This is a genomic window from Massilia sp. LXY-6 (assembly GCF_051233485.1).
Classification (GTDB): Bacteria; Pseudomonadota; Gammaproteobacteria; order Burkholderiales; family Burkholderiaceae_D; genus Telluria.
On sequence record NZ_JBKFGF010000049.1, the window covers coordinates 23,904 to 43,054 of the forward strand.

Consider the following 19,151-nt stretch of genomic DNA (forward strand, 5'->3'; position numbering starts at 1 on the left):
CGCCGATAGGAACGCCCCCATGGGCATGTCGATAATCAGCACATGCCTAATTCAGACCAAGTCTACGACACCCTCATCGTCGGCGGCGGCCCCGCCGGCCTGACCGCCGCCATCTACCTGCGCCGCTTCACCCGCTCGGTCGCCCTGGTCGACAAGGGCAACAGCCGGCTGCGCCTGATACCGGTCTCGCACAACTATCCGGGCTTTCCGGAAGGCGTGCCGGGCCACGTCCTGCTGGGCAACCTGACGGTCCAGCTGGAGCGCTACGGCGGCACGGTGATGCCGGGCGAGATCCTCGACCTGCGCATCGAAGACGGCCTGTTCGTCGCCGACTACGCGGCCGAAGACGCGGAAGGAGACCCTACGCAACTACGCGCCCATACCGTGCTGCTGGCCACCGGCGTGGCCGACGCCGGCCTGCCGATCGAGAACTGGCGCGAGGCGATCGCCTTCGGTTCGCTGCGCCTGTGCCCCGTATGCGACGGCTTCGACGTGATGGACAAGCGGATCGCAGTCGCCACCGCCGACACCAACCCGGTCGGCCACGCCCTGTTCATGCGCACCTACAGCAGCGACGTGACGCTGTTCGAGCGTGGCTCGCCGTCCATGCTGAACGACGACGAGCGGCGCCGCCTGGACGCCGCCGGGGTGCGCCTGATCGAGTCGCCGCTGCGCTCCGTGACCCTGGACGCGTCGATGAAGCCGGTGCTGCACACCGAGGACGGCGAGGAGTACTCGGCCGACGTGTTCTATCCGATGCTGGGCGAGAAGGCGCGCTCGAACCTGGCGCTGAACCTCGGTGCGCGCACCGCCCAATGCGACGAACTGGTGGTGGACGACCACCAGGCCACCAGCGTACCGGGCCTGTATGCGATCGGCGACGTCACCGTGGGCCTGAACCAGATCGCGGTGGCGACCGGCGGCGCGGCGCGCGCGGCGACCCGCATCCACAACCAGCTGCCGCCAGCGCTGCGGCAGGGATCCACAAGGCCGGCACAGGCGGGGTGGACGGCTGCCTGAACGTCTGAGGAGTGCCCGCTCAGGGCTTCTCCGACACCAGTGCCGCGCGCCGGCGGATCTGCCCTAGCGCCTGCGTGTCGCCGGCCGCCTGCGCCCGTTGTTCCTGGACGCCCAGCCAGGCCAGCAGCGGCCTGCGCCAGCCCTGGTCGGATGCCGTGTCGACCGCCTTCGCGATATCGGCCGGCGCGATCTTCCCCGCCTTCAGCAGGGCGCCCGCCGCCACCAGGCGCGCCAGCGGGTCCTGCACGCCGGCCAGCGTGCCGCCGCTGACGACGCCACGGTGCTGTTCCGGCAGCAGGCCCGCGTTCAAGCCCTGCCACTGTCCCTGCAGGTAGGCCGCGTAGGCCTGCTGGGCCGGGGTCGCGTCGCGCGCCAGCGCCGCGTAGCCCGGGCAGTCGTAGTCGAGGGCGGCGACGCGCGCGGCGCAGCGCACCAGCTCGGCCTGGGCCACGCGCTCGAAGCGCCCGGTGCTGGCGGTTTCGCGGCGCGCGCGCGCGAACTCGGCGTCGGCGGCGGCCGTGTCGCCGTCCAGCCAGGCGCGCGTGAAGCCATCCAGTGCGCTCTTCGCATTCGGCTGCCAGTCGGGCGGCTGGGGTTTGCTGGCGCAGCCGGCCAGCACCAGAACGAGCATCCAGATAGTCGGCTTCATGGCAGCTTGATCTCCTCGTCGCGCTTGAACGGCCATTTGCGGTTGATCTCGTCGACCAGCCGGTTCACCTTGCGCAGGCTGGCGTCGACCTCGCCGCGCAGCCGGCCCAGGTCCTGGGTGGCGACCTTGGCGTTGGCGCCCACCGCCTGGGCCTCGACCAGCACCGCGTCGACCTTCTGCAGCGTGGTGCGGGCGTCGGCCAGGACCCCGTTCAGCTGCCGGACCGCGGCCTGGGTGTCGTCCATCACGCCGTTCCTGCCGAACACCCGCTGGTCGGTCTTGGCCAGGATGGCGTCCACGCGCTGCAGGGTCTGCAGCAGCTTCTTCGCCTCCTCGTCGCCGCCCAGGGCGGTGCCCAGCACGCCGTACTTCCCGGTCAGGCGGCCGCTGAGGGTCTCGACGTTCGCCAGCGTGTTGCCGATCGCCGAGTCGGGCCGCGTCATGTTTTCCAGGTTTTCGAGCAGCGTGCGCGCGGTCGACACCAGGCGCGGGATCTCGGCGGCGGCGTCGCCGCGCAGCACCGGCCGTTGCGCCTTGTCCGGCAGCGGCGGATCGGTAAGGATGCCGCTGTAGGCGCGCAGGCGGGTCTGGCCGACCACGCTCGATTCCAGGGTGAACACGCTGGTGGTGCGCAGCCATTTGGCGTCGTTCTTCGGGATGTCGACCAGGATGTTGACCTTGCCGTCCTTGCCGAGGTCGACCTGGCGCACGCGCCCGATCGGGAAGCCGGCGAAAGTCATGTCCATGCCCGGGATCACGCCTTCGGAATTATCGGTCACCAGCACCAGCCGCTGGGTGGGCTCGAACACCCCGCGCGCATACATCACGTAGAGGAAGAAGGCGACGATCAAGGCGCCGATCACGATCAGCAGGATCAGCGCCTTCGCTTCGACGTGTTTCGGCTCGTCGGGAAGATTGGCGGGGATGGGGTCGGCCATGGATGGTCCTTCAACGATGATTCAGATGTACTTGACGGCCAGCGAACTGGCCTCGATCAGCAGCAGCACGAACAGCAGGCGCAGCGCGCCCGGCTGGACGTTCGAGCGGTGGCGGCGCCGGTGGCGCAGCATGTCCAGGATCGCGGCGCTCGGGATCACCGCCACGGCCAGCCCGAACAGCACGGTCTTGAACACGAATCCCAGGGTCACGGTCGGATCGAACACGCGCCCCACCGTGCGGGTATAGTCGCCCAGGCCCCACGGCGACACCCCGTACACGTTCAGGTAGGCCAGCACCAGCACGATCACGCTGCTGACCATGGCCAGGCTCAGCACCGAGAAGGCGTTGGCGATCACCTGCGGCACCAGGTCGCGGCGCACGCGGCGCAGGGCCGTGTCGGTGGCATCGCCGGGGGCCACCCCACTGGCGGCCAGGCCCATCGCGTTGGCGTCGAAGGCCATGCCGGCGCGCAGGGCCGCGAACATCGCCGCCGACAGCGGCAGCAGCTCCAGCACCAGTACCCGCACCATCATCTCCAGCGCGAAGCCGGACAAGCCGTAGCTCTGCGCCGTCACCAGCACGATGCGGATGATGACGAGGCTGATCAGGGCCGTCAGCAGCGTGAACCAGGGCAGCACCGCCCAGGTGCTGGCATAGATGTAGCGCGACGTCGCCAGGCGGTTGGCGCGGTGCCAGGTCGAGGGCGACATCGCCATTACCAGCGCGACCGCGCCCAGGTACAGCATGGCCCACCAGCTGGCCGCATAGCGCCCGATGCGGGCACCCCAGTCGCGCGGCTTGATATAGAGGAGCGATGAAATCGGCATATTTACATGATACAGATTTCGGGAGGTGTTACCCCAGCCGTATCATGTCCTTCGCGCTTCCTGCACGCCGGAGACTTCACCGATCGCGGACAAGGCCTTCTGCAGCTGCCCGGTCGATCCGATCTCGGCGGTGAACACCATCCGCGCCTGGCCCTTGGCGCTTTGTGTGTTCACGCCGATCACGTTGATCTTCTCGCGCGCCAGTACCTCGGAGATGTCGCGCAGCAGGCCCTGGCGGTCGGAGGCCAGGATGAAGATGTCGATCGGGTAGACCGTGTCCTTGCCGGCGTCGCCCCACTCGGTCTCGATGACGCGTTCCGGCGCCTTGGACGCCATCTCGCCGAAGTTCTTGCAGCTGGCGCGGTGGATCGACACGCCCTTGCCGCGCGTGACGAAGCCGACGATGGGGTCCGGCGGCGCCGGCTTGCAGCACTTGGCCAGCATGGTCAGCATGCCTTCGGTGCCGACCACCAGCACGCCCGACTTGGCGCCCTGCTCCACGCTGGAGGCGCGGCTCTTGTTGACCACGGCCGTGTCTCCCTGCGGCGGCGGGGTCTCGCTTGGATCGTGCAGGGCCGCTTCGACGTGGCGCAGGCTGAACTTCTCCTTGCCGACCGCGATGAACAGGTCGTCCACTTTCGCGAAGCCGAGTTTGTGCGCGAGCAGCTCCAGGTTGACCGCGGTCTTGCCCTCGCGCTGCAGCGATTTCTCCACCAGTGCGCGCCCGTGCGCCAGGGTCTCGGCCAGCTCCTGGGCATGGAACCAGGCGCGGATCTTGGCGCGCGTGCGGCTCGACACCGTGTAGCCGGGGCTGAGCCAGTCGCGCGACGGCCCGGCACTGCCGGGTGCGCCCTTGGCGGTGATGATCTCGCAGGTCTGGCCATTCTTCAGCGGGGTGTTCAGCGGCACCATCACGCCGTCGATCCTGGCGCCGCGGCAGCGCTGCCCGACCTCGCTGTGCAGGTGGTAGGCGAAGTCGATCGGCGTCGCGCCCTGCGGCAGCTCGAGCACACGCGCCTGCGGGGTCAGCACGAAGATGCGGTCGTCGAGCGTGGTCGACTTCAGCTTCTCGACCCATTCGCGCTGCAGTTCCTCATGGCCGCTGCCGGTGACGGCATCGGCGACGTCACTCTTCCAGGCCAGCAGCTGGCGCAGCCAGGCGATCTTCTCGTCGTACTGCTGGCTCTTGAAGTTGGAGCCGCCCTCCTCCTTGTAGCGCCAGTGCGCGGCTACCCCGTACTCGGCGAAGTTGTGCATCTCCTGGGTACGGATCTGCACCTCGAGCGGCCGGCCGTCGTCGGCGGTGACGACCGTGTGCAGCGACTGGTAGCCGTTGCCCTTCGGGCGCGAGATGTAGTCGTCGAATTCCTTCGGGATCGGGGTCCACATGTGGTGCACCAGGCCGAGCACCGTGTAGCAGGTCTTGACGTCGGCGACGATCACGCGGAAGGCGCGCACGTCGTACAGCTCGTTGAAGTCGAGGTGCTTGCCGCGCATCTTCTTCCAGATGCTGTAGATGTGTTTCGGTCGGCCGCTGACCTCGGCCTTGATGCCTGCGGCCGCCAGCTCCGCCTGCAAACGCTCGATCGAGCATTGCACGAAGCTCTCGCGCAGCATGCGCTTCTCTTCGAGCATCTTGGCGATGCGCTTGTAGGTTTCGGGCTCGATCATGCGGAAGGCCAGGTCTTCCAGCTCCCACTTGAGCTGGAAGATGCCGAGGCGGTTGGCCAGCGGCGCATACAGGTCGAGTACTTCGCGCCCGTAATTGTGGGTCATCTCGTCGAAGCGCTTCCGCTCGGCGAAATAACGCAGGCTGGTCACGCAGGACGCCAGCCGCACCAGCACCACGCGCATGTCGGGCGCCATCGCCAGCAGCATCTTGCGCAGGGTCTCGACCTGGGCCATCGCCTGCTGGGCGGCGTTCTTGCCGCGCCCGACCGGGGCCTGGGTCGCGGTCAGGTCGCGCAGCCGGATCAGCTGGTGCACGCCGTGCACCATGTCGGCCACTTCCCTGCCGAAGCGCTGCTCCAGCGTCTCGGCGCTCAGCGGCTCGACCAGGCACAACTCGAACAGCAGGCCGGCGATGCGGGTCTCGGCATCGCTGCGCAGCAGGGCGAGCGTGACCGCCACCCCGAGCGAGAACTCGAAGGCACTCTGGCCGGACGAGGCTTGACGCTCGCCATAGGCGCCAAAGGCGAAGTCCAGCGCCGCCTGCACCCGCGCGCGGTCCTCCGGCCCGAGGCCTTGGACGAGCTGGGTCGTGGCGTCGCCGAGCGCGGCAATCGCTACCATCTGAGGTGCTTACGCCTGTGCGGCGACGACCACGACCTCGACCAGGCAGGCCGGGTTCGCCAGCTTCGCTTCGACGGTGGCGCGCGGCGGCGTGTAGCCCGGCACGACCCAGGCATCCCAGACTTCGTTCATGCCGGCGAAATTCGCCATGTCCGAGATGTAGATCTGGCAGCTCAGGATCTGGGCCTTGCTGCTGCCGGCTTCGGTCAGCAGGCGGTCGACGTGGCCCAGCACCTCGCGGGTCTGGCCGACGATGTCCTGGGTGGTGTCGCTGGCGATCTGGCCGGCCAGGTAGACCGTGCCGAGGTGGATGGCGACTTCGGACAGGCGCTTGCCGACGTACAGACGTTTGATTTCCATGTTTTTCTATCCCTAGGTTTGATTGTTGATTAAAAAATTGCGCACGATCGCAATCTGCTGCGCGTGCATCAGGGTCGGCGCATGGCCGACGCCCTGAATTTCAGCCAGTTGCGGCTTCGGGCCGCGGCGCGCCATCTCTTCCGCCGTCGCGCGCGACAGCAGGTCGGACAGTTCGCCGCGGATCAGCAGCGTCGGGCAGCGGATCGCATCGAAGGCGGCCCACAGCGCGGCCTGGTCCTGCTGCGCGCGCTCGGGCGTGATCGCGGCGAAAGGCCTGGCCAGCTTGATGTCGTAGTGGCGCACCCAGGCACCATCCGGCTCCTGGACCAGCACGTCGCCGGCCAGCTTGCGCCATTCATCCTCGCTGTGCGGGCCGAACGAGCTTGATACGTCCTTCACGAAGCGCGCGCCGGTCTCGAAGTCCGGGAAGCGCACGTCCTGGCCGATGTACTCGCCGATGCGCGCCATCGCGGCCGGATCCAGTACCGGGCCGATATCGTTCAGCACCAGGCGGCGGATCGGGCTGTTCTCGAAGGACGCCAGGATCATGCCGATCAGGCCGCCCATCGAGGTGCCGACCCAGTGCACCGTGCCTTCCTCGTCGTTTGCCGTGACGCGGGCAATCAGGGTCACCATGTCGGCCACATACTGCGGGACCACGTACAGGCCGGGGTCGCGCAGGCGCTCGGAACGGCCGCGGCCGGCCACGTCCGGGCAGACCACGCGGTAATGGTCGCTCAGGGCGCGCGCCAGCGCATCGAAGTCGCCGGCCACGCGGGTCACGCCATGCACGCACACCAGCACGCGGGGGTTGGCCGGATCGCCCCACTCCTTGTAGGCCATGCGGTGCAGGCCGGCCGGCGAACTGCATTGCACGCTTTTCAGCCTCGCTTCGACCATGCCTTTCCCCTCTTCCTGTTCGTGACTTGAACGGCCGCCAACATTTTAACCGGCGATCCGATTAGAATTCTACCAAGTCCGGCGCGGATAGACCGACACAGCGTTCGATTACCAACCTTTAAAGATGAGGAAGCAATGAATTCCAGTATGTTAAGCGGCAAGACCGCCCTCGTGACCGGCTCGACCTCGGGCATCGGCCTCGGCATCGCACGTGCGCTGGCCCAGCAGGGCGCGAATATCGTCTTCAACGGCTTCGGCGACGCCCAGCAGATCGAGAAGCTGTACACCGACATCGGCCAGGAATTCGGCGTGCGTACCGCTTACCACAACGCCGACATGTCCAAGCCCGACCAGATCGAGGCCATGATGGCCTTCGCCGCCGAGAAATTCGGCGGCGTCGACATCCTCGTCAACAACGCCGGCATCCAGTACGTCGCCAACGTCGACGAGTTCCCGGCCGACAAATGGGACGCCATCATCGCCATCAACCTGACCTCGGCCTTCCACACCACCCGCCTGGCCCTGCCCGGCATGAAGCAGAAGAACTGGGGCCGCATCATCAACCTGGCCTCGGTGCACGGCCTGGTTGGCTCCGCCGGCAAGTCGGCCTACGTCGCCGCCAAGCACGGCCTGGTCGGCTTCACCAAAGTGACCGCGCTGGAGAACGCGCACACCGGCGTCACCTGCAACGCGATCTGCCCGGGCTGGGTGCTGACCCCGCTGGTGCAGAAGCAGGTCGACGACCGCGCCGCCCGCGAAGGCATCCCGAACGAGCAGGCCAAGAAGGCCCTGCTGGCCGAGAAGCAGCCGTCCGGCGAATTCGTCACGCCCGAAGAGCTGGGCGCGCTGGCCGTGTTCTTCTGCTCGCCGGCCGCCGACCAGGTGCGCGGCGTGGCCTGGAACATGGACGGCGGCTGGGCCGCACAGTAATCCCCGGTCCTTCCCTCGGCGGCGGCGCGCCTTGCGCCGCCGCGTCACCCGCTCGCGGCGTAAAGCCGCGATCCGTGTCATGCTAGCGCCTTCCACAACGCAAGAAAGCAGCAACGCCATGACGCAGCGCCTCGACGAACAGGAATTGCAGGACGCCTGCCTGGACCTGGCCCGGGTCGTGCTGGCCGCCGGCCAGCCCCTGGTCTCGAACGACATCCTGGAGACCCTGGCCGACCGCTTCCACCGTGAAGTCGTCGACTTCGCCCCCGGCATCGCCCGCGCCGGGCGCGACCCCAACCTCCTGAGCCGCGCCGTGTACTACCTGATCGACGCCCACGCCCTGCCCCTGATGGGCACCGACATGGAATGGTTCCGCCAGGCGCTGGTGTGCCTGGTCGAACTGGCCGTGCCCGGCATCGCGCTGTCGGACAAGGGCGGCGCCTTCCTGCGCGACGTCCAGCTCGGGATCGAGCAGTCGCTGGGCGACCTGCAGTAAATCGCGCCCGGGCCTCAGGCGGGGGCGGTGGGCAGGCGCACGACGAAGGTGGTGCCCTGGCCGCGCCCGGGGCTGGTGACGCTGAGCGTGCCCCCGTGCAGCTCGACGATGCGGCGCGCGATATACAGTCCCAGTCCCAGGCCGGTGGCATTGTCGTGCTGCTGCAGCCTGAAGGCGCCGAACACGTGCGGCAGGTCCTCGGCCTCGATGCCCTGCCCGGAGTCGGCGATGTCGATCTCGACCGCGCCGTCGAGCGGGCGGACCGCGATGCGGATGATGCCGTGCGCCGGCGTGAACTTCACCGCATTGAACAGCAGGTTCCAGAACACCTGCTGCAGCCGCCGCCCATCCGCTTCGAGGCGGATCCGGTCGCCGTCATCGCCCGGGCTCACCTGTATCGGGATGTGCTTGGCATGCGCATGCGTTTCCACCGTCGAGATGGCGTCGCGCAGGACCTGGCCCAGCCCGACCGGCGCGCGATCGATCGACATCTGCCCGGTCAGGGTGCGGGCCGCGTCGATCAGGTCGTCGACCATGGCCGTTTCCTGGCGCACGTGCAGGCGCATCGCTTCGAGGCCGCTGACCGCCCTTGCCGGCAGGTCGGGAATCGTGCGCAGCATCAATTCGATGCGCATGGACAGTGCCGACAGCGGCGTGCGCATCTCATGCGAGACGGTGGCCAGGAACAGTTCGCGCGTACGGTTGACGCGCGTTAGGTCGTCGATGGTTTCACGCTGGCGGTCGAGCGTGCTCGACAGCGTACCCAGCAGGGCCGCATAGGTTGCCATCCGCTTTTCGGACACCGGGGCGTCGAGCCGCGCCTCGTTCCACAGCAGGTGGCCGGGCAAGCCGATCTGCTTGGCGATGCGCTCGCAGGCCAGCGGCGAACCGAAGTCGGCGAAGCGCCAGCCGAACAACAGGACGCCGTAGACGGCGCCGCGCAGCAGCAGCGGCTGCGCGCATACCCGGAAGGCTTCGCCGTATTGCGTCGCTGCCGAGGTGCCCTGTGCATGCACGGTGTGCACCAGCCTGCGCTCGAGCGCCGTGCCGGGACCGTCTTCGGCCCACAGGCTCGAACGCTCCGCCAGCAGCTTCGCCATGCGCGAGCCCGTCAAGGGCCCGATCCGCCGCACGCCCGCGGTGTCGTAGACCGACGTGACCAGCCCCGTCGCTTCCGTAAACTGGCGCAGCGGCGTTTCCCAATCATCCCAGGCAACCGAGGCCTGGTCCGGCAGTTCGACCGTGATCACCAAGTTTTTTCGGTCCTCGGATGGGTCGAGCCGGGCAAGGGTGCACCAGTCGCCACGGCTTCCTCGACCAGCGGGCTCTGGCGCGATGGCGAGCGTGACAGCAGTCCGTAGTAGGACGAGAACGGCAATTGCGGCACGGCCTGGGCAGCGTCGCCGCTCTCTTCCATCAGCAGCAGGCCGCCCACGCCGATCGCATATTCACGCGTGACCTGCAGGTTGCGGCTGCCGCGCACCTTGGGAACGGCGAGCGCGCGGCGCAGCACGGTGGAAATTTCCACGTAGTTCAGCAGGATGATGTTGTCGACCAGGTGCGATCCCTTGAGTTCCTCGCTGATCTGCGACACACCCAGCAGTTCCGGACTTTCGTAGTTGAACAGGGTCGTCGCCAGGCGGTTCTTGAAGAAGCTCGCCAGCGCGTACAGGTAGTCGGCGACCTCGCCGCGGCTGGTCATTTCATAGACGGCAATCGAGTCGAACACGACGCAGTCGATCTGCTCCCGCTCCACCAGCTTGACGATGCGGTCGAAGTGCACGTCCAGTTCGAGTTCCAGCGGCGATTCATAATGGATGAACAGCTCACCGCTGTCGACCAGCCCCTCGAGGTCGAAGCCGAGCGACCTGGCGTTGCGGATCAGCTGGCGGGGATGCTCGTCCAGGCTGACCAGCAGCGCCTTGTGGCCGGTCTTGATGGCATTGGTCAGGAACTGGACGCTCAACACCGTCTTGCCGGTGCCGGAAATGCCGCTTACCAGCGTCACCGAGCCTTTGTAGATACCGCCGTCCATCATCTGGTCGATGGCCGGCGAACCGGTCGACAGGCGCTCTTCCGAGGTGGGCTGGTCGGGCGAAGCGACGGGGCGCGACTGGGCCCGGCGGTAGACGTGCACGCCGACCTGCGGCTCGATGCGCATGGTGTGGCTGCCGCCGATGAAATCCTGGCCGCGCGACTTCAGCACCGTGAGGCGGCGGTGCACACGGCGCCGGGCTTCTTCGAAGGTGAGCGAGATGATGGTATCGAACACAAACCGTTCGTGCGCCAGCACGGCGCCGAGCGACTCGTCCTTTTCCGCGGTCACCATGGTGGTGACGCCCAGGCGGGTCAGGCTCTCGATGAGCAGGTGAACATCTTCACGGAAGGGCATGTCGTTGACTTCGGCATACAGGCGCAGCGGCGTCAGGCCGTCGATCAGCAGACGCTTCGCGCCCATCGCCACCAGCGCGGCGGCGAAAGCGCTGTCCTCGTTGCGGAATTCGCTCAGCAGCACGGCCGGGCTGGTCTGGATGATCTTGATCTTGCCCTGGTCGATCATGCCTTGCAGGTCCCAGTTGAAACCGGCGGCGTCGCGCAGCAGCTTGGCCGGATCGAGTTCGAACGACACGATCGCGCCCGGCTCGTCGTAGTCCACCGCGCCATGGTAGATGAAGCCCAGTCCGAACGTGGTCTTGCCCGAGCCCGGCGGTCCTTCGACGAGCAGGTTGTTATTGCGGGGAATGCCCCCGTGCAAGACCTCGTCGAGGCCGGCAATCCCGGTGTTCACCAGCTCGTTCATTGCTTCATCCTTGTCATATGGTTGTCCAGCTTAACATGTGGGAGCGCAACAGTTCGGCAATGCCATTGCCGGGCCCGTCCGATGGCGCGCCTGACCACTTCCAGCGTAGTCGGTTTCTGGATGAATTCCAGCTCCAGGCCCATGCCGTCGAGCGAGCCGGGCATCATCAAATCGGACAATGCCAGGTCGATTGTAGCGCGCTGGCTCTTGCCTCTTTGACACGATTGAAACAGTCAGGCTGTTCCATGTTTCAATACAGACACTCTTCCCATGCTCCGCTATGATGGCGTCTTTCCATTCCATAACGACAAGAGGAAGACACCATGCGGATCCGCGCCAAGCAGCTCGTCCTTTCCATGTTCGCGGCACTGGCCGCCCTGATCGACATACCGGCCCAGGCCGCGCCCGCGACAGGGCAAGCCGCCGAGCCGCGCCCGGTCCTGATCACGGCGGACAAGGTCTGGACCGGCGACGGCGCGCCTCACCCGGGCTGGAGCGTGCTGGTGACCCAGGGCCGCATCCAGGCGGTCGGCCCGGCGGACAAGATGGCGGTGCCGGCCGACGCCGAGCGCATCAGCCTGCCCGGCAAGACCCTGATTCCCGGCCTGATCGACCTGCACTCGCACGTGCTGCTGCACCCGTATAACGAAACCACCTGGGACGACCAGGTGATCAAGGAAGCCCCTAGCTACCGCATCGCGCTGGCCGTGCGCCACGCGGCCGACACCCTGCAGGCCGGCTTCACCACCCTGCGCGACCTCGGCACCGAAGGCGTCGACTATGCCGACGTCGGCATCAAGCGCGCCATCGAGGAAGGCCAGGTACCGGGGCCGCGCCTGCTGGTCGCCACCCGCGCCATCGTCGCCACCGCCAGCTACGGCCCGGCCGAGCGCAGCTACCGTCCGGACATGGAGATTCCCTACGGCGCCCAGCAGGCCACCGGCGTGGATGAGGCGACCAAGGCGGTGCGCGAGCAGTCCTCGCACGGCGCCGACTGGATCAAGTTCTACGCCGACTACCGCACCGGCATCGACGGGAGTGTCCGTCCCACCTTCACGCTGGAAGAGATGAAGGCGATGGTGGCGGCCGCCCACGTCACGGGACGCAAGGTGGCGGCCCACGCCAGCAGCGACGACGCGATCCGCCTGGCGGTGCTGGCCGGGGTCGACAGCATCGAGCATGGCTACGGCGCCAGCGAGGCCACCTTCAAGCTGATGCTGGAACGCCATACCGCCTACGTGCCGACGCTGACCGCGCCGGAAGCGATCGGTGAATATTTCCAGAAGCACGTGCGCGGCGGCACCCCGACTCCCGGCATGCAGGAAGCGGCACGCGCCTTCAGGCTGGCGCACAGGATGGGCGTCCTGATCGGCAACGGCAGCGACGTCGGTGTGTTCACCCACGGCACCAACGAGCGCGAGCTGGAGTGGATGGTGCGCCTGGGCATGACCCCGACGGAAGCGCTGCGCGCCGCCACCACGGTCGCCGCCGGCATCCTCGGCAAGAAGGACCTGGGCGCGCTGCAGGCCGGCAACCTGGCCGACGTGGTCGCGGTCGAGGGCGACCCGACCGCCGACATCGCGGCGCTGCGCAAGGTGGGCTTCGTGATGAAAGGCGGCACCGTATATCGGCGCCCCTGAGCGACGCCCCTGAGCGGCGCCCTGAGCATTTCAATCGCGCGAGCCCTGACATTCAGGAAGCGTAGGATCGGTTATAGGCGCGGGCGTTGCGGTTTTCCACAATAGCTGGCGCAGATATTTTCAGTAATGATGACGGCACTATCATTAGCGCATGAAGCCTGATCATGAAAAAACCATTCTATAAAGTACTGTACCTCCAGGTGCTGTTCGCGATCATTGTCGGCGTCCTGCTGGGCATCTACGATCCCGGCCTGGCCACCGCGATGAAGCCGCTCGGAGACGGCTTCGTCAAGCTGATCAAGATGATCATCGCACCGGTGATCTTCTGCACCGTGGTCGCCGGTATCGCCGGCATGCAGGACATGAAAAAGGTCGGCCGCGTCGGCGGCAAGGCCCTGCTCTACTTCGAAGTCGTGTCGACCTTCGCGCTGGCGATCGGCCTGATCGTCGCCAACCTGATCAAACCGGGCGCCGGCTTCAACGTCAACCCGGCCACCATCGACACCCACTCGATCGCCCAGTACACCGACAAGACCAAGGCGCTGTCGACGGTCGACTTCCTGATGAACATCATCCCGAACACCTTCGTGGATGCATTCGCCAAGGGCGAGATCCTGCAGGTGCTCCTGATCGCGATCCTGTTCGGCTTCGCGCTGTCGATGATGGGCGAGCGCGGCCGTCCGATCACCCGCGGCATCGAAGCGCTGTCGCACGCCATCTTCGGCGTGGTGAACATCATCATGAAGGCCGCCCCGATCGGCGCCTTCGGTGCGATGGCCTTCACCATCGGCAAGTACGGCGTGAAGTCGCTGATCCCGCTGGCGTCGCTGGTCGGTTCCTTCTACCTGACCTGCGCCCTGTTCGTCTTCCTCGTGCTCGGCTTCATCGCCCGCATGACCGGCTTCTCGATCCTGCGCTACCTCTCCTACATCAAGGAAGAGCTGCTGATCGTGCTGGGCACCAGTTCGTCGGAAAGCGCGCTGCCGGCCATCATGCGCAAGCTGGAAAAGCTGGGCTGCCCGAAATCGGTGGTCGGCCTGGTGGTCCCGACCGGCTACTCGTTCAACCTGGACGGCACCAACATCTACATGACGATGGCGGCCCTGTTCGTGGCCCAGGCCACCAACACCGACCTGACCCTGGGCCAGGAACTCACCATCCTGTTCGTCGCCATGCTGACCTCGAAGGGCGCGTCCGGCATCACCGGCGCCGGCTTCATCACCCTGGCGGCAACGCTGGCCGTGGTGCCGACCATCCCGGTGGCGGGCATGACCCTGATCTTGGGCATCGACAAGTTCATGAGCGAATGCCGCGCCCTGACCAACATCATCGGCAACGGCGTCGCCACCATCGTGGTGTCGAAGTGGGAAGGCGAGCTGGACAAGGAGCGCCTGGCCGCCGAGCTGAAGAATCCGAGCGTGGACGAAGGTTCGCTGCGTGAAGAAATCATGCACGAGACCGCCTGAGTTCCAGGTCCCCATCCTCGTTCAGACGCCGGCTTCGCCCGGCGTTTTTTTTGCGCTTGCCGCTACGGTCGGTTTTCCGCACGTCGCGTTTTCCTGTTCGCCGCCCGGGTATGCGTATAGAATTGCCGTACGGATACATCGCTCACCCCTATGAAAAACTGGATTAACCGCCTGCGCGGCGGCACGGACAACCCGCCCGCCGCAGCGGCAGCCGCGCCGGATGCCGCCGACGAGCAGGCCGCCGACCTGGCTGCCGACATCGAAGCGACCTATTACCGGTGGCTGACCGCGGCGCACGGCTACGCCGCCCCGGCCGAGGTCGAAACCCGCATCCTCGACGAGGTCCGCCAACTGGCGGCGCAACCGGGCAAGGCCGCCGGCCTGGTGCCGCGCGTGCCGGAAGCGATTCCCGCCCTGCTGTCCAGCCTGAACGACGAGGACGCCTCGGTGTCCGAGCTGGCGCGCCAGGTCGCGCAGGACGTGGTGCTGGTGGCGGAAGTGATCCGCGAAGCCAACAGCGCCTATTACCGCCCGATCTCCCCCGTCAAGAACGTCGAGGCCGCCATCATGATGCTCGGCCAGAATGGCCTGCGCATGCTGCTGGCGCGCATCGCCTTCCGCCCCCTCGTCAACATGCAGGCCGACGGCTTCGCGCGCGCGGCCGCACCCCGGGTCTGGACCCAGTCGATCAGCTGCGCGCTGGCGGCCAGCCTGATGGCACCCGGTTTGAGCACGGGCGTGTTCGAAGCCTACCTGGCCGGCCTGATGCAGAACGTGGGCCTGGTGGTGGCCTTCCGCCTGGCCGACCGCACCGGCACAGACGGCAAAGTGCCCGGCGCCAGTAGCTTCGGCGCCCAGTTGCTGGCCGGCAGCCGCCAACTGTCTTCCGCCATCGCGGCGCACTGGAGCTTCCCGGAAGAAGTGGTGAACGCCATCGCGCACGCCGGCGCGCCGGGATCCGACCACCTGGCCGAGGCCCTGGGCCTGGGCGACCGGATCGCCAAGCTGCGCCTGCTGATCGATGCCGGCGTGCTGGGCGAGGACGACAAGCTGGTTGCCGACGGGCTCGACAATTTCCAGCGACGCTGCCTCGGCAAGCTCGCCAGGCTCGAAGCCTGATCCCACAACCGGGGCGCTTTCAGGGTGCCTGTGCCATGCGCTGCTGCAGCAGCCACAGCTGCGCATAGGCACCTTCGCTCCGCAACAGTTCCGCATGGGTGCCGCGCTCGACGATGCGTCCGTGCTCCATGACGATGATGGCGTCGGCATTCACGATGGTCGACAGCCGGTGTGCGATGATCAGGGTGGTCCGGTTGCGCGCCAGGCGCTCCAGTTCGCGCGTGATCGCATGTTCCGAGACCGAATCCAGGGCCGAGGTCGCCTCGTCGAAGATGAGGATAGTCGGGTTCTTTAATATCGCGCGGGCGATGCCGATGCGCTGCCTTTCGCCGCCCGAGAACATCACGCCGCGCTCGCCGACCGGGCTGTCGTAGCCCTCGGGCAGGCCGGCGATCAGCTCGTGCAGCTGGGCCGCGCGGGCCGCCGCCTCCACTTCTTCCCTTCCGGCATCGATACGCGCATAGGCGATGTTGTTGCCGATCGTGTCATTGAACAGCGCCGCGTCCTGCGGTACCACGCCGATCGCGCGGCGCACGCTCGAGGGACTGCGGTGACGGATGTCCTGGCCGTCGATCAGGACCCGGCCGGCGTCCGGATCGTACAGGCGCAGCAGCAATCGCGCCAGGGTCGACTTGCCGGAACCGCTGCGCCCCACCACGGCCAGGGTCGTGCCCGGCGGGATGCGGAAGCTGACGTCGAACAGCACCGGCCGCTCGGGGTCGTAGTGGAAGCTGACGTGCTCGAACACGACCTCGCCGGCCCCTGGATGAAGCGCCGGCGCCTCCGGCGGGTCGGGCATCTCGGGCCGCTCGCGCAGCAGGGCGAACAGTCGCTCGGCGTTGACGCGGGCGTCGCGCGCTTCGCGGTAGACGAAGCCGAGCGCATTCAGCGGCAGGCAGACCTGCAGGGCGTAAGCATTGATCAGTACCAGGTCGCCCACGCTCATGTGCTGCGCCATCACGGCCCGGCCGGCCAGCAGCATGATGGCGGCGACGCCCGCCGCGATGACCAAGCTCTGCCCCACGTGCAGGGTGAACAGCGCACGCTGGTTGCCGACCCCGGCTTCCAGCCAGCCCGCCATGATGGCCGAGAACTTTTTCGCCTCGAAGGCTTCGTTGCCGAAAACCTTGACGGTATCGGCATTCATCAGGCTGTCCGCCAGCTGGCCCTTGGCGCGCGAGTCTAGCTTGTTGACGCGCCGCTGGTAAATCGTCCGCCGCGCCGTGAACACCAGGGTGAAGCCGGCGTAGACCAGGAAGGTGGCGACGATGATCGCCGAAAAGCCGGGATGGTAGCGGCGCAGCATGATCGCCAGCACCAGGCCGATCTCCACCAGCGTCGGGACGATGGTGAACAGCCCGACCCCGAGCAGGAAGGCGATGCCGTTGGTGCCACGGTCGATGTCCGGCAGCAGGCTTCCCACCTGGCGCCGGGCATGGAAGCGCGGCCCCAGCGCGTGCAGGTGGGCGAAAGCCTTCTGCGCGAAGCCGGACACCGTGCTGAGGGTCACGCGCGCGAACAGCAGGTCGCGCCCCTCGTTGGACAGGGTCGAGGCGAAGCGCAGCAGGGCGTAGCCGATCAGCAGGGCAAAGGCCAGCTGCGGCGACAGCTGCACCTGCGGGGAAGGCTGGGAAAAGGCGTCGATGATGCGCTTGAGCACCAGCGGCACCGCCACCGTGGCGATCTTGGCGAGGATCAGCAGCAGCATCGAGGCGGCGATCCGCCCGCGGTAGTGCTGCGTCACGCCCCATAATTCGGCTGTGAAACGCTCGGCAGTGAAGCGCTCGGCCGAGAACGGGCGGCGCAGGCCGCCTGCGTCCGCTTCACTTGCATCCGGCTTGTCGCTTGCGTCTGCCATGGCCCCGGCCCACCTCGATACTCCTTGGACCGGCGGCGGCGTATTTGGATCGCGGCACGCGCCTGAGCCGCCTCAAGCGTGCGCCGGCGGGTCATGGCTTCCTGACGGGCCGCGCCTTGGCAGGAGCGCCATTCTCGAGCCGGAACACGACGTCGACCGGCTGGCGCAACTTGAGCGACTGCACCATCAGGAAGGTCTCGCGGTCGATGTCCTCGGCGCGCTGGTTGCTGGGCCCGCGGCCGGACCTGCGCTCGGCCCGGAACTCGTCGCGCTCCAGGCCCATGGCGGTGCCCAGCTTCTTCAGTGCGTCCGGGGTCGCCGCCATCATCGGTCCGAGGCGGCGTCCGCCGGCCGCAGCCATGACTTCGGCACGGCGGCGCGCGTCCGCGATGGCTGCAGTCACCATGTCGTCGTTGACCTGCTCCATCGTGCTGAGGTCGAAATCGGCAGCGAAGCTGTCCAGGTTGGGCTTTCCGAGCAGGCCTCCGCCCAGGGCCGGCCAGTTGGCGACATTGCGCAGCTGTATGTGCACGTCGCAGCTCAGTTCGTACACCGGCGCGCCGTCGGCCGCGCGCTCCTTGCGTACGCCCTGGCGCACTTCGCGCACTTGCATGTCGTCCGGATCGATGCTCAGCTTCTGCATCAGCCCCCGCACCTCGGCCATCCGCGCATCGATCACCGCGCGCGCGGCGGCCGGGTCGGCATCGGCAGCGGCGATCTGGAAGTCGATGGTGGCGATGTCCGGCAGCTCGATCCGGAACGTGTTGCCGGTCACGTGCACGAAGGGGTAGTCGGGAATGGTCGACGCCACGGCGGGGCCGGTGGGCAGGCTCAGCGCGGCGGCGGCCAGCAGGCAGGCGCTTAGGATCGGCAGCAAGGGTTTCAGCTTCGGCATGGACACTCCATCGGTTAAAAAATCAATCACGCAGCGCCTGCGCCGGCGACACCCCGTGCCCCGCGCTGGAGTAGACAATGCTGTCTATACTATGTCTATCAACGGGGTTGCCGCAATAGCAGTCCGATAAATATTTTTGTAGACAGCATGATCTAGAAGGACTAGTCTACGCTTGCGTACCGATTGCTTTTCGAGGATGAACCATGGCCAGATCCCCCGCCCCTTCCAAGCCGACGCCGGCTGAACTCGACCTGCTGCAGGTACTGTGGCCGATGGGCTCGGGTACCGCGCGCCAGGTCCATGACGAGATTCTGAGGACGCGCCCGGACGTCAGCTACGCAACCGTGCTGCGCCTGATGCAGATCATGCATGCCAAGGGTTTGCTGATCCGCGACGAGAGCGAACGGTCTCACGTGTACGCGCCGGCCCAGGCCCAGGAATCGCTGCAAACCAAGCTGCTGAAGGACCTGATGCAGCGCGCCTTTTCCGGCTCGGCCAAGGCGCTGGTGCTGGCCGCACTGAAGTCCGGGATTTCGAAGAAGGAGCGCGAAGAGATCGAGGAGCTGCTGAAAGGCGAGGACAAGCAATGAGCGCCCCGGCCCTGATCGCCGCGCTCGGCTGGACCCTGGTCCATTTCGTCTGGCAGGGCGCCCTGCTCGGCTGCATCGTCGCCGTGCTGCTCACCTTGCTCCGCAATGCGCGGCCCGAGACCCGTTATGCGGTCGCCTGCCTCGGCCTGCTGCTGTGCCTGGCCTGGCCAGCGGTCGACCTGGCGCTGTTGCTGCGTGCCGGCGCCGGCGCCGATGGCGGCAGGCTGTTGCCGGGCAGCGCCGCGGCACCGGGACAGGTCGCGGCGGCCAAGGGCCTGCTGTCCTGGCTGCAGGACAGGCTGGGCTGGATCGTCGCTTTGTGGGCCACCTGCGCCGGCGCGCTGGGCCTGCGCATGGCGGTCGGCCTGTT

17 protein-coding genes and 1 pseudogene are annotated in these 19,151 nt (G+C 67.1%); 8 read left to right on the forward strand and 10 right to left on the reverse strand.

The genetic code is table 11. The features are described from left to right. Nucleotides 1-42 precede the first annotated feature (42 nt). Nucleotides 43-1,020 (forward strand): NAD(P)/FAD-dependent oxidoreductase, encoded by a 978-nt coding sequence (locus tag ACI48D_RS20855; RefSeq protein WP_435573166.1) that lies wholly within the window; start codon nucleotides 43-45, stop codon nucleotides 1,018-1,020. A 19-nt stretch (nucleotides 1,021-1,039) separates the two neighbouring features. Here the strand turns inward: ACI48D_RS20855 and ACI48D_RS20860 are convergent, their stop codons facing one another. The 6 genes from ACI48D_RS20860 to ACI48D_RS20885 are packed head-to-tail and all read right to left on the reverse strand — an operon-like array spanning nucleotide 1,040 to nucleotide 6,987. Next, nucleotides 1,040-1,669: a hypothetical protein gene (locus ACI48D_RS20860; protein WP_435573167.1), complete on the reverse strand. Its 630-nt coding sequence runs from the start codon at nucleotides 1,667-1,669 to the stop codon at nucleotides 1,040-1,042. Then, nucleotides 1,666-2,607 carry an MlaD family protein gene (locus ACI48D_RS20865; RefSeq protein ID WP_435573168.1) on the reverse strand — a complete coding sequence of 314 codons (942 nt, stop codon included), beginning with the start codon at nucleotides 2,605-2,607 and terminating at the stop codon, nucleotides 1,666-1,668. The genes ACI48D_RS20860 and ACI48D_RS20865 overlap by 4 nt, the downstream gene beginning before the upstream one ends. A 21-nt stretch (nucleotides 2,608-2,628) precedes the next feature. After that, nucleotides 2,629-3,435, reverse strand: coding sequence for an MlaE family ABC transporter permease (locus tag ACI48D_RS20870; RefSeq protein ID WP_435573169.1), 807 nt, complete (start codon nucleotides 3,433-3,435; stop codon nucleotides 2,629-2,631). Between the two features lie 42 nt (nucleotides 3,436-3,477). Further along, nucleotides 3,478-5,727, reverse strand: coding sequence for a RelA/SpoT family protein (locus ACI48D_RS20875; RefSeq protein WP_435573170.1), 2,250 nt, complete (start codon nucleotides 5,725-5,727; stop codon nucleotides 3,478-3,480). A gap of 9 nt (nucleotides 5,728-5,736) precedes the next feature. Next, entirely contained in the window at nucleotides 5,737-6,087 is a 351-nt protein-coding gene (locus ACI48D_RS20880) for a RidA family protein (protein ID WP_435573171.1), read from the reverse strand. 12 nt (nucleotides 6,088-6,099) lie between these two features. Further along, nucleotides 6,100-6,987, reverse strand: coding sequence for an alpha/beta fold hydrolase (locus ACI48D_RS20885; protein ID WP_435573172.1), 888 nt, complete (start codon nucleotides 6,985-6,987; stop codon nucleotides 6,100-6,102). A gap of 135 nt (nucleotides 6,988-7,122) precedes the next feature. Between ACI48D_RS20885 and ACI48D_RS20890 the strand changes: the two genes are divergently transcribed. Both ACI48D_RS20890 and ACI48D_RS20895 read left to right on the forward strand, forming a co-directional pair. Continuing rightward, nucleotides 7,123-7,917 carry a 3-hydroxybutyrate dehydrogenase gene (locus tag ACI48D_RS20890; RefSeq protein ID WP_435573173.1) on the forward strand — a complete coding sequence of 265 codons (795 nt, stop codon included), beginning with the start codon at nucleotides 7,123-7,125 and terminating at the stop codon, nucleotides 7,915-7,917. A gap of 118 nt (nucleotides 7,918-8,035) precedes the next feature. Beyond that, nucleotides 8,036-8,413, forward strand: coding sequence for a hypothetical protein (locus ACI48D_RS20895; RefSeq protein WP_435573174.1), 378 nt, complete (start codon nucleotides 8,036-8,038; stop codon nucleotides 8,411-8,413). A gap of 14 nt (nucleotides 8,414-8,427) precedes the next feature. Here ACI48D_RS20895 and ACI48D_RS20900 read toward each other — a convergent pair whose 3' ends face one another. Continuing rightward, on the reverse strand, nucleotides 8,428-9,663 hold the full coding sequence (locus ACI48D_RS20900) for a sensor histidine kinase (protein WP_435573175.1): 1,236 nt from the start codon (nucleotides 9,661-9,663) through the stop codon (nucleotides 8,428-8,430). Continuing rightward, nucleotides 9,660-11,213 (reverse strand): ATPase domain-containing protein, encoded by a 1,554-nt coding sequence (locus tag ACI48D_RS20905; RefSeq protein WP_435573176.1) that lies wholly within the window; start codon nucleotides 11,211-11,213, stop codon nucleotides 9,660-9,662. Before ACI48D_RS20905 ends, ACI48D_RS20900 begins: the two co-directional genes overlap by 4 nt. Before the next feature lie 323 nt (nucleotides 11,214-11,536). Here ACI48D_RS20905 and ACI48D_RS20910 point away from each other — a divergent pair, with 323 nt between their 5' ends. The 3 genes from ACI48D_RS20910 to ACI48D_RS20920 all read left to right on the forward strand — a co-directional run bounded on the left by ACI48D_RS20910 (nucleotide 11,537) and on the right by ACI48D_RS20920 (nucleotide 15,438). Further along, nucleotides 11,537-12,853, forward strand: coding sequence for an amidohydrolase family protein (locus ACI48D_RS20910; RefSeq protein WP_435573177.1), 1,317 nt, complete (start codon nucleotides 11,537-11,539; stop codon nucleotides 12,851-12,853). 161 nt (nucleotides 12,854-13,014) lie between these two features. Further along, a complete protein-coding gene (locus ACI48D_RS20915) occupies nucleotides 13,015-14,319 on the forward strand; it encodes a dicarboxylate/amino acid:cation symporter (protein ID WP_435573184.1) in 1,305 nt (434 codons plus the stop codon). Nucleotides 14,320-14,469: 150 nt separating this feature from the next. Further along, nucleotides 14,470-15,438: an HDOD domain-containing protein gene (locus ACI48D_RS20920; RefSeq protein ID WP_435573178.1), complete on the forward strand. Its 969-nt coding sequence runs from the start codon at nucleotides 14,470-14,472 to the stop codon at nucleotides 15,436-15,438. A 19-nt stretch (nucleotides 15,439-15,457) separates the two neighbouring features. Here the strand turns inward: ACI48D_RS20920 and ACI48D_RS20925 are convergent, their stop codons facing one another. Further along, nucleotides 15,458-17,296 carry an ABCB family ABC transporter ATP-binding protein/permease gene (locus ACI48D_RS20925; RefSeq protein ID WP_435573179.1) on the reverse strand — a complete coding sequence of 613 codons (1,839 nt, stop codon included), beginning with the start codon at nucleotides 17,294-17,296 and terminating at the stop codon, nucleotides 15,458-15,460. A gap of 91 nt (nucleotides 17,297-17,387) precedes the next feature. Next, a complete protein-coding gene (locus ACI48D_RS20930; RefSeq protein ID WP_435573180.1) occupies nucleotides 17,388-18,191 on the reverse strand; it encodes an SIMPL domain-containing protein in 804 nt (267 codons plus the stop codon). A gap of 203 nt (nucleotides 18,192-18,394) precedes the next feature. Between ACI48D_RS20930 and ACI48D_RS20935 the strand changes: the two genes are divergently transcribed. Next, complete coding sequence (locus tag ACI48D_RS20935; protein WP_435573181.1) at nucleotides 18,395-18,781, forward strand: BlaI/MecI/CopY family transcriptional regulator; 387 nt, start codon at nucleotides 18,395-18,397, stop codon at nucleotides 18,779-18,781. After that, a pseudogene (locus ACI48D_RS20940) lies at nucleotides 18,778-19,151 on the forward strand (M56 family metallopeptidase); the annotation flags it as partial. The gene ACI48D_RS20935 and the pseudogene ACI48D_RS20940, both read left to right, overlap by 4 nt.

Bases quoted from the DNA above. Each gene is read 5' to 3' on its own strand.
- ACI48D_RS20925 (WP_435573179.1), bottom strand. From the start codon at position 17,296: ATGGCAGACGCAAGCGACAAGCCGGATGCAAGTGAAGCGGACGCAGGC.
- ACI48D_RS20920 (WP_435573178.1), top strand. From the start codon at position 14,470: ATGAAAAACTGGATTAACCGCCTGCGCGGCGGCACGGACAACCCGCCC.
- ACI48D_RS20880 (WP_435573171.1), bottom strand. From the start codon at position 6,087: ATGGAAATCAAACGTCTGTACGTCGGCAAGCGCCTGTCCGAAGTCGCC.
- ACI48D_RS20930 (WP_435573180.1), bottom strand. From the start codon at position 18,191: ATGCCGAAGCTGAAACCCTTGCTGCCGATCCTAAGCGCCTGCCTGCTG.
- ACI48D_RS20875 (WP_435573170.1), bottom strand. From the start codon at position 5,727: ATGGTAGCGATTGCCGCGCTCGGCGACGCCACGACCCAGCTCGTCCAA.
- ACI48D_RS20905 (WP_435573176.1), bottom strand. From the start codon at position 11,213: ATGAACGAGCTGGTGAACACCGGGATTGCCGGCCTCGACGAGGTCTTG.
- ACI48D_RS20890 (WP_435573173.1), top strand. From the start codon at position 7,123: ATGAATTCCAGTATGTTAAGCGGCAAGACCGCCCTCGTGACCGGCTCG.
- ACI48D_RS20885 (WP_435573172.1), bottom strand. From the start codon at position 6,987: ATGGTCGAAGCGAGGCTGAAAAGCGTGCAATGCAGTTCGCCGGCCGGC.
- ACI48D_RS20860 (WP_435573167.1), bottom strand. From the start codon at position 1,669: ATGAAGCCGACTATCTGGATGCTCGTTCTGGTGCTGGCCGGCTGCGCC.
- ACI48D_RS20935 (WP_435573181.1), top strand. From the start codon at position 18,395: ATGGCCAGATCCCCCGCCCCTTCCAAGCCGACGCCGGCTGAACTCGAC.
- ACI48D_RS20870 (WP_435573169.1), bottom strand. From the start codon at position 3,435: ATGCCGATTTCATCGCTCCTCTATATCAAGCCGCGCGACTGGGGTGCC.
- ACI48D_RS20865 (WP_435573168.1), bottom strand. From the start codon at position 2,607: ATGGCCGACCCCATCCCCGCCAATCTTCCCGACGAGCCGAAACACGTC.
- ACI48D_RS20895 (WP_435573174.1), top strand. From the start codon at position 8,036: ATGACGCAGCGCCTCGACGAACAGGAATTGCAGGACGCCTGCCTGGAC.
- ACI48D_RS20910 (WP_435573177.1), top strand. From the start codon at position 11,537: ATGCGGATCCGCGCCAAGCAGCTCGTCCTTTCCATGTTCGCGGCACTG.
- ACI48D_RS20855 (WP_435573166.1), top strand. From the start codon at position 43: ATGCCTAATTCAGACCAAGTCTACGACACCCTCATCGTCGGCGGCGGC.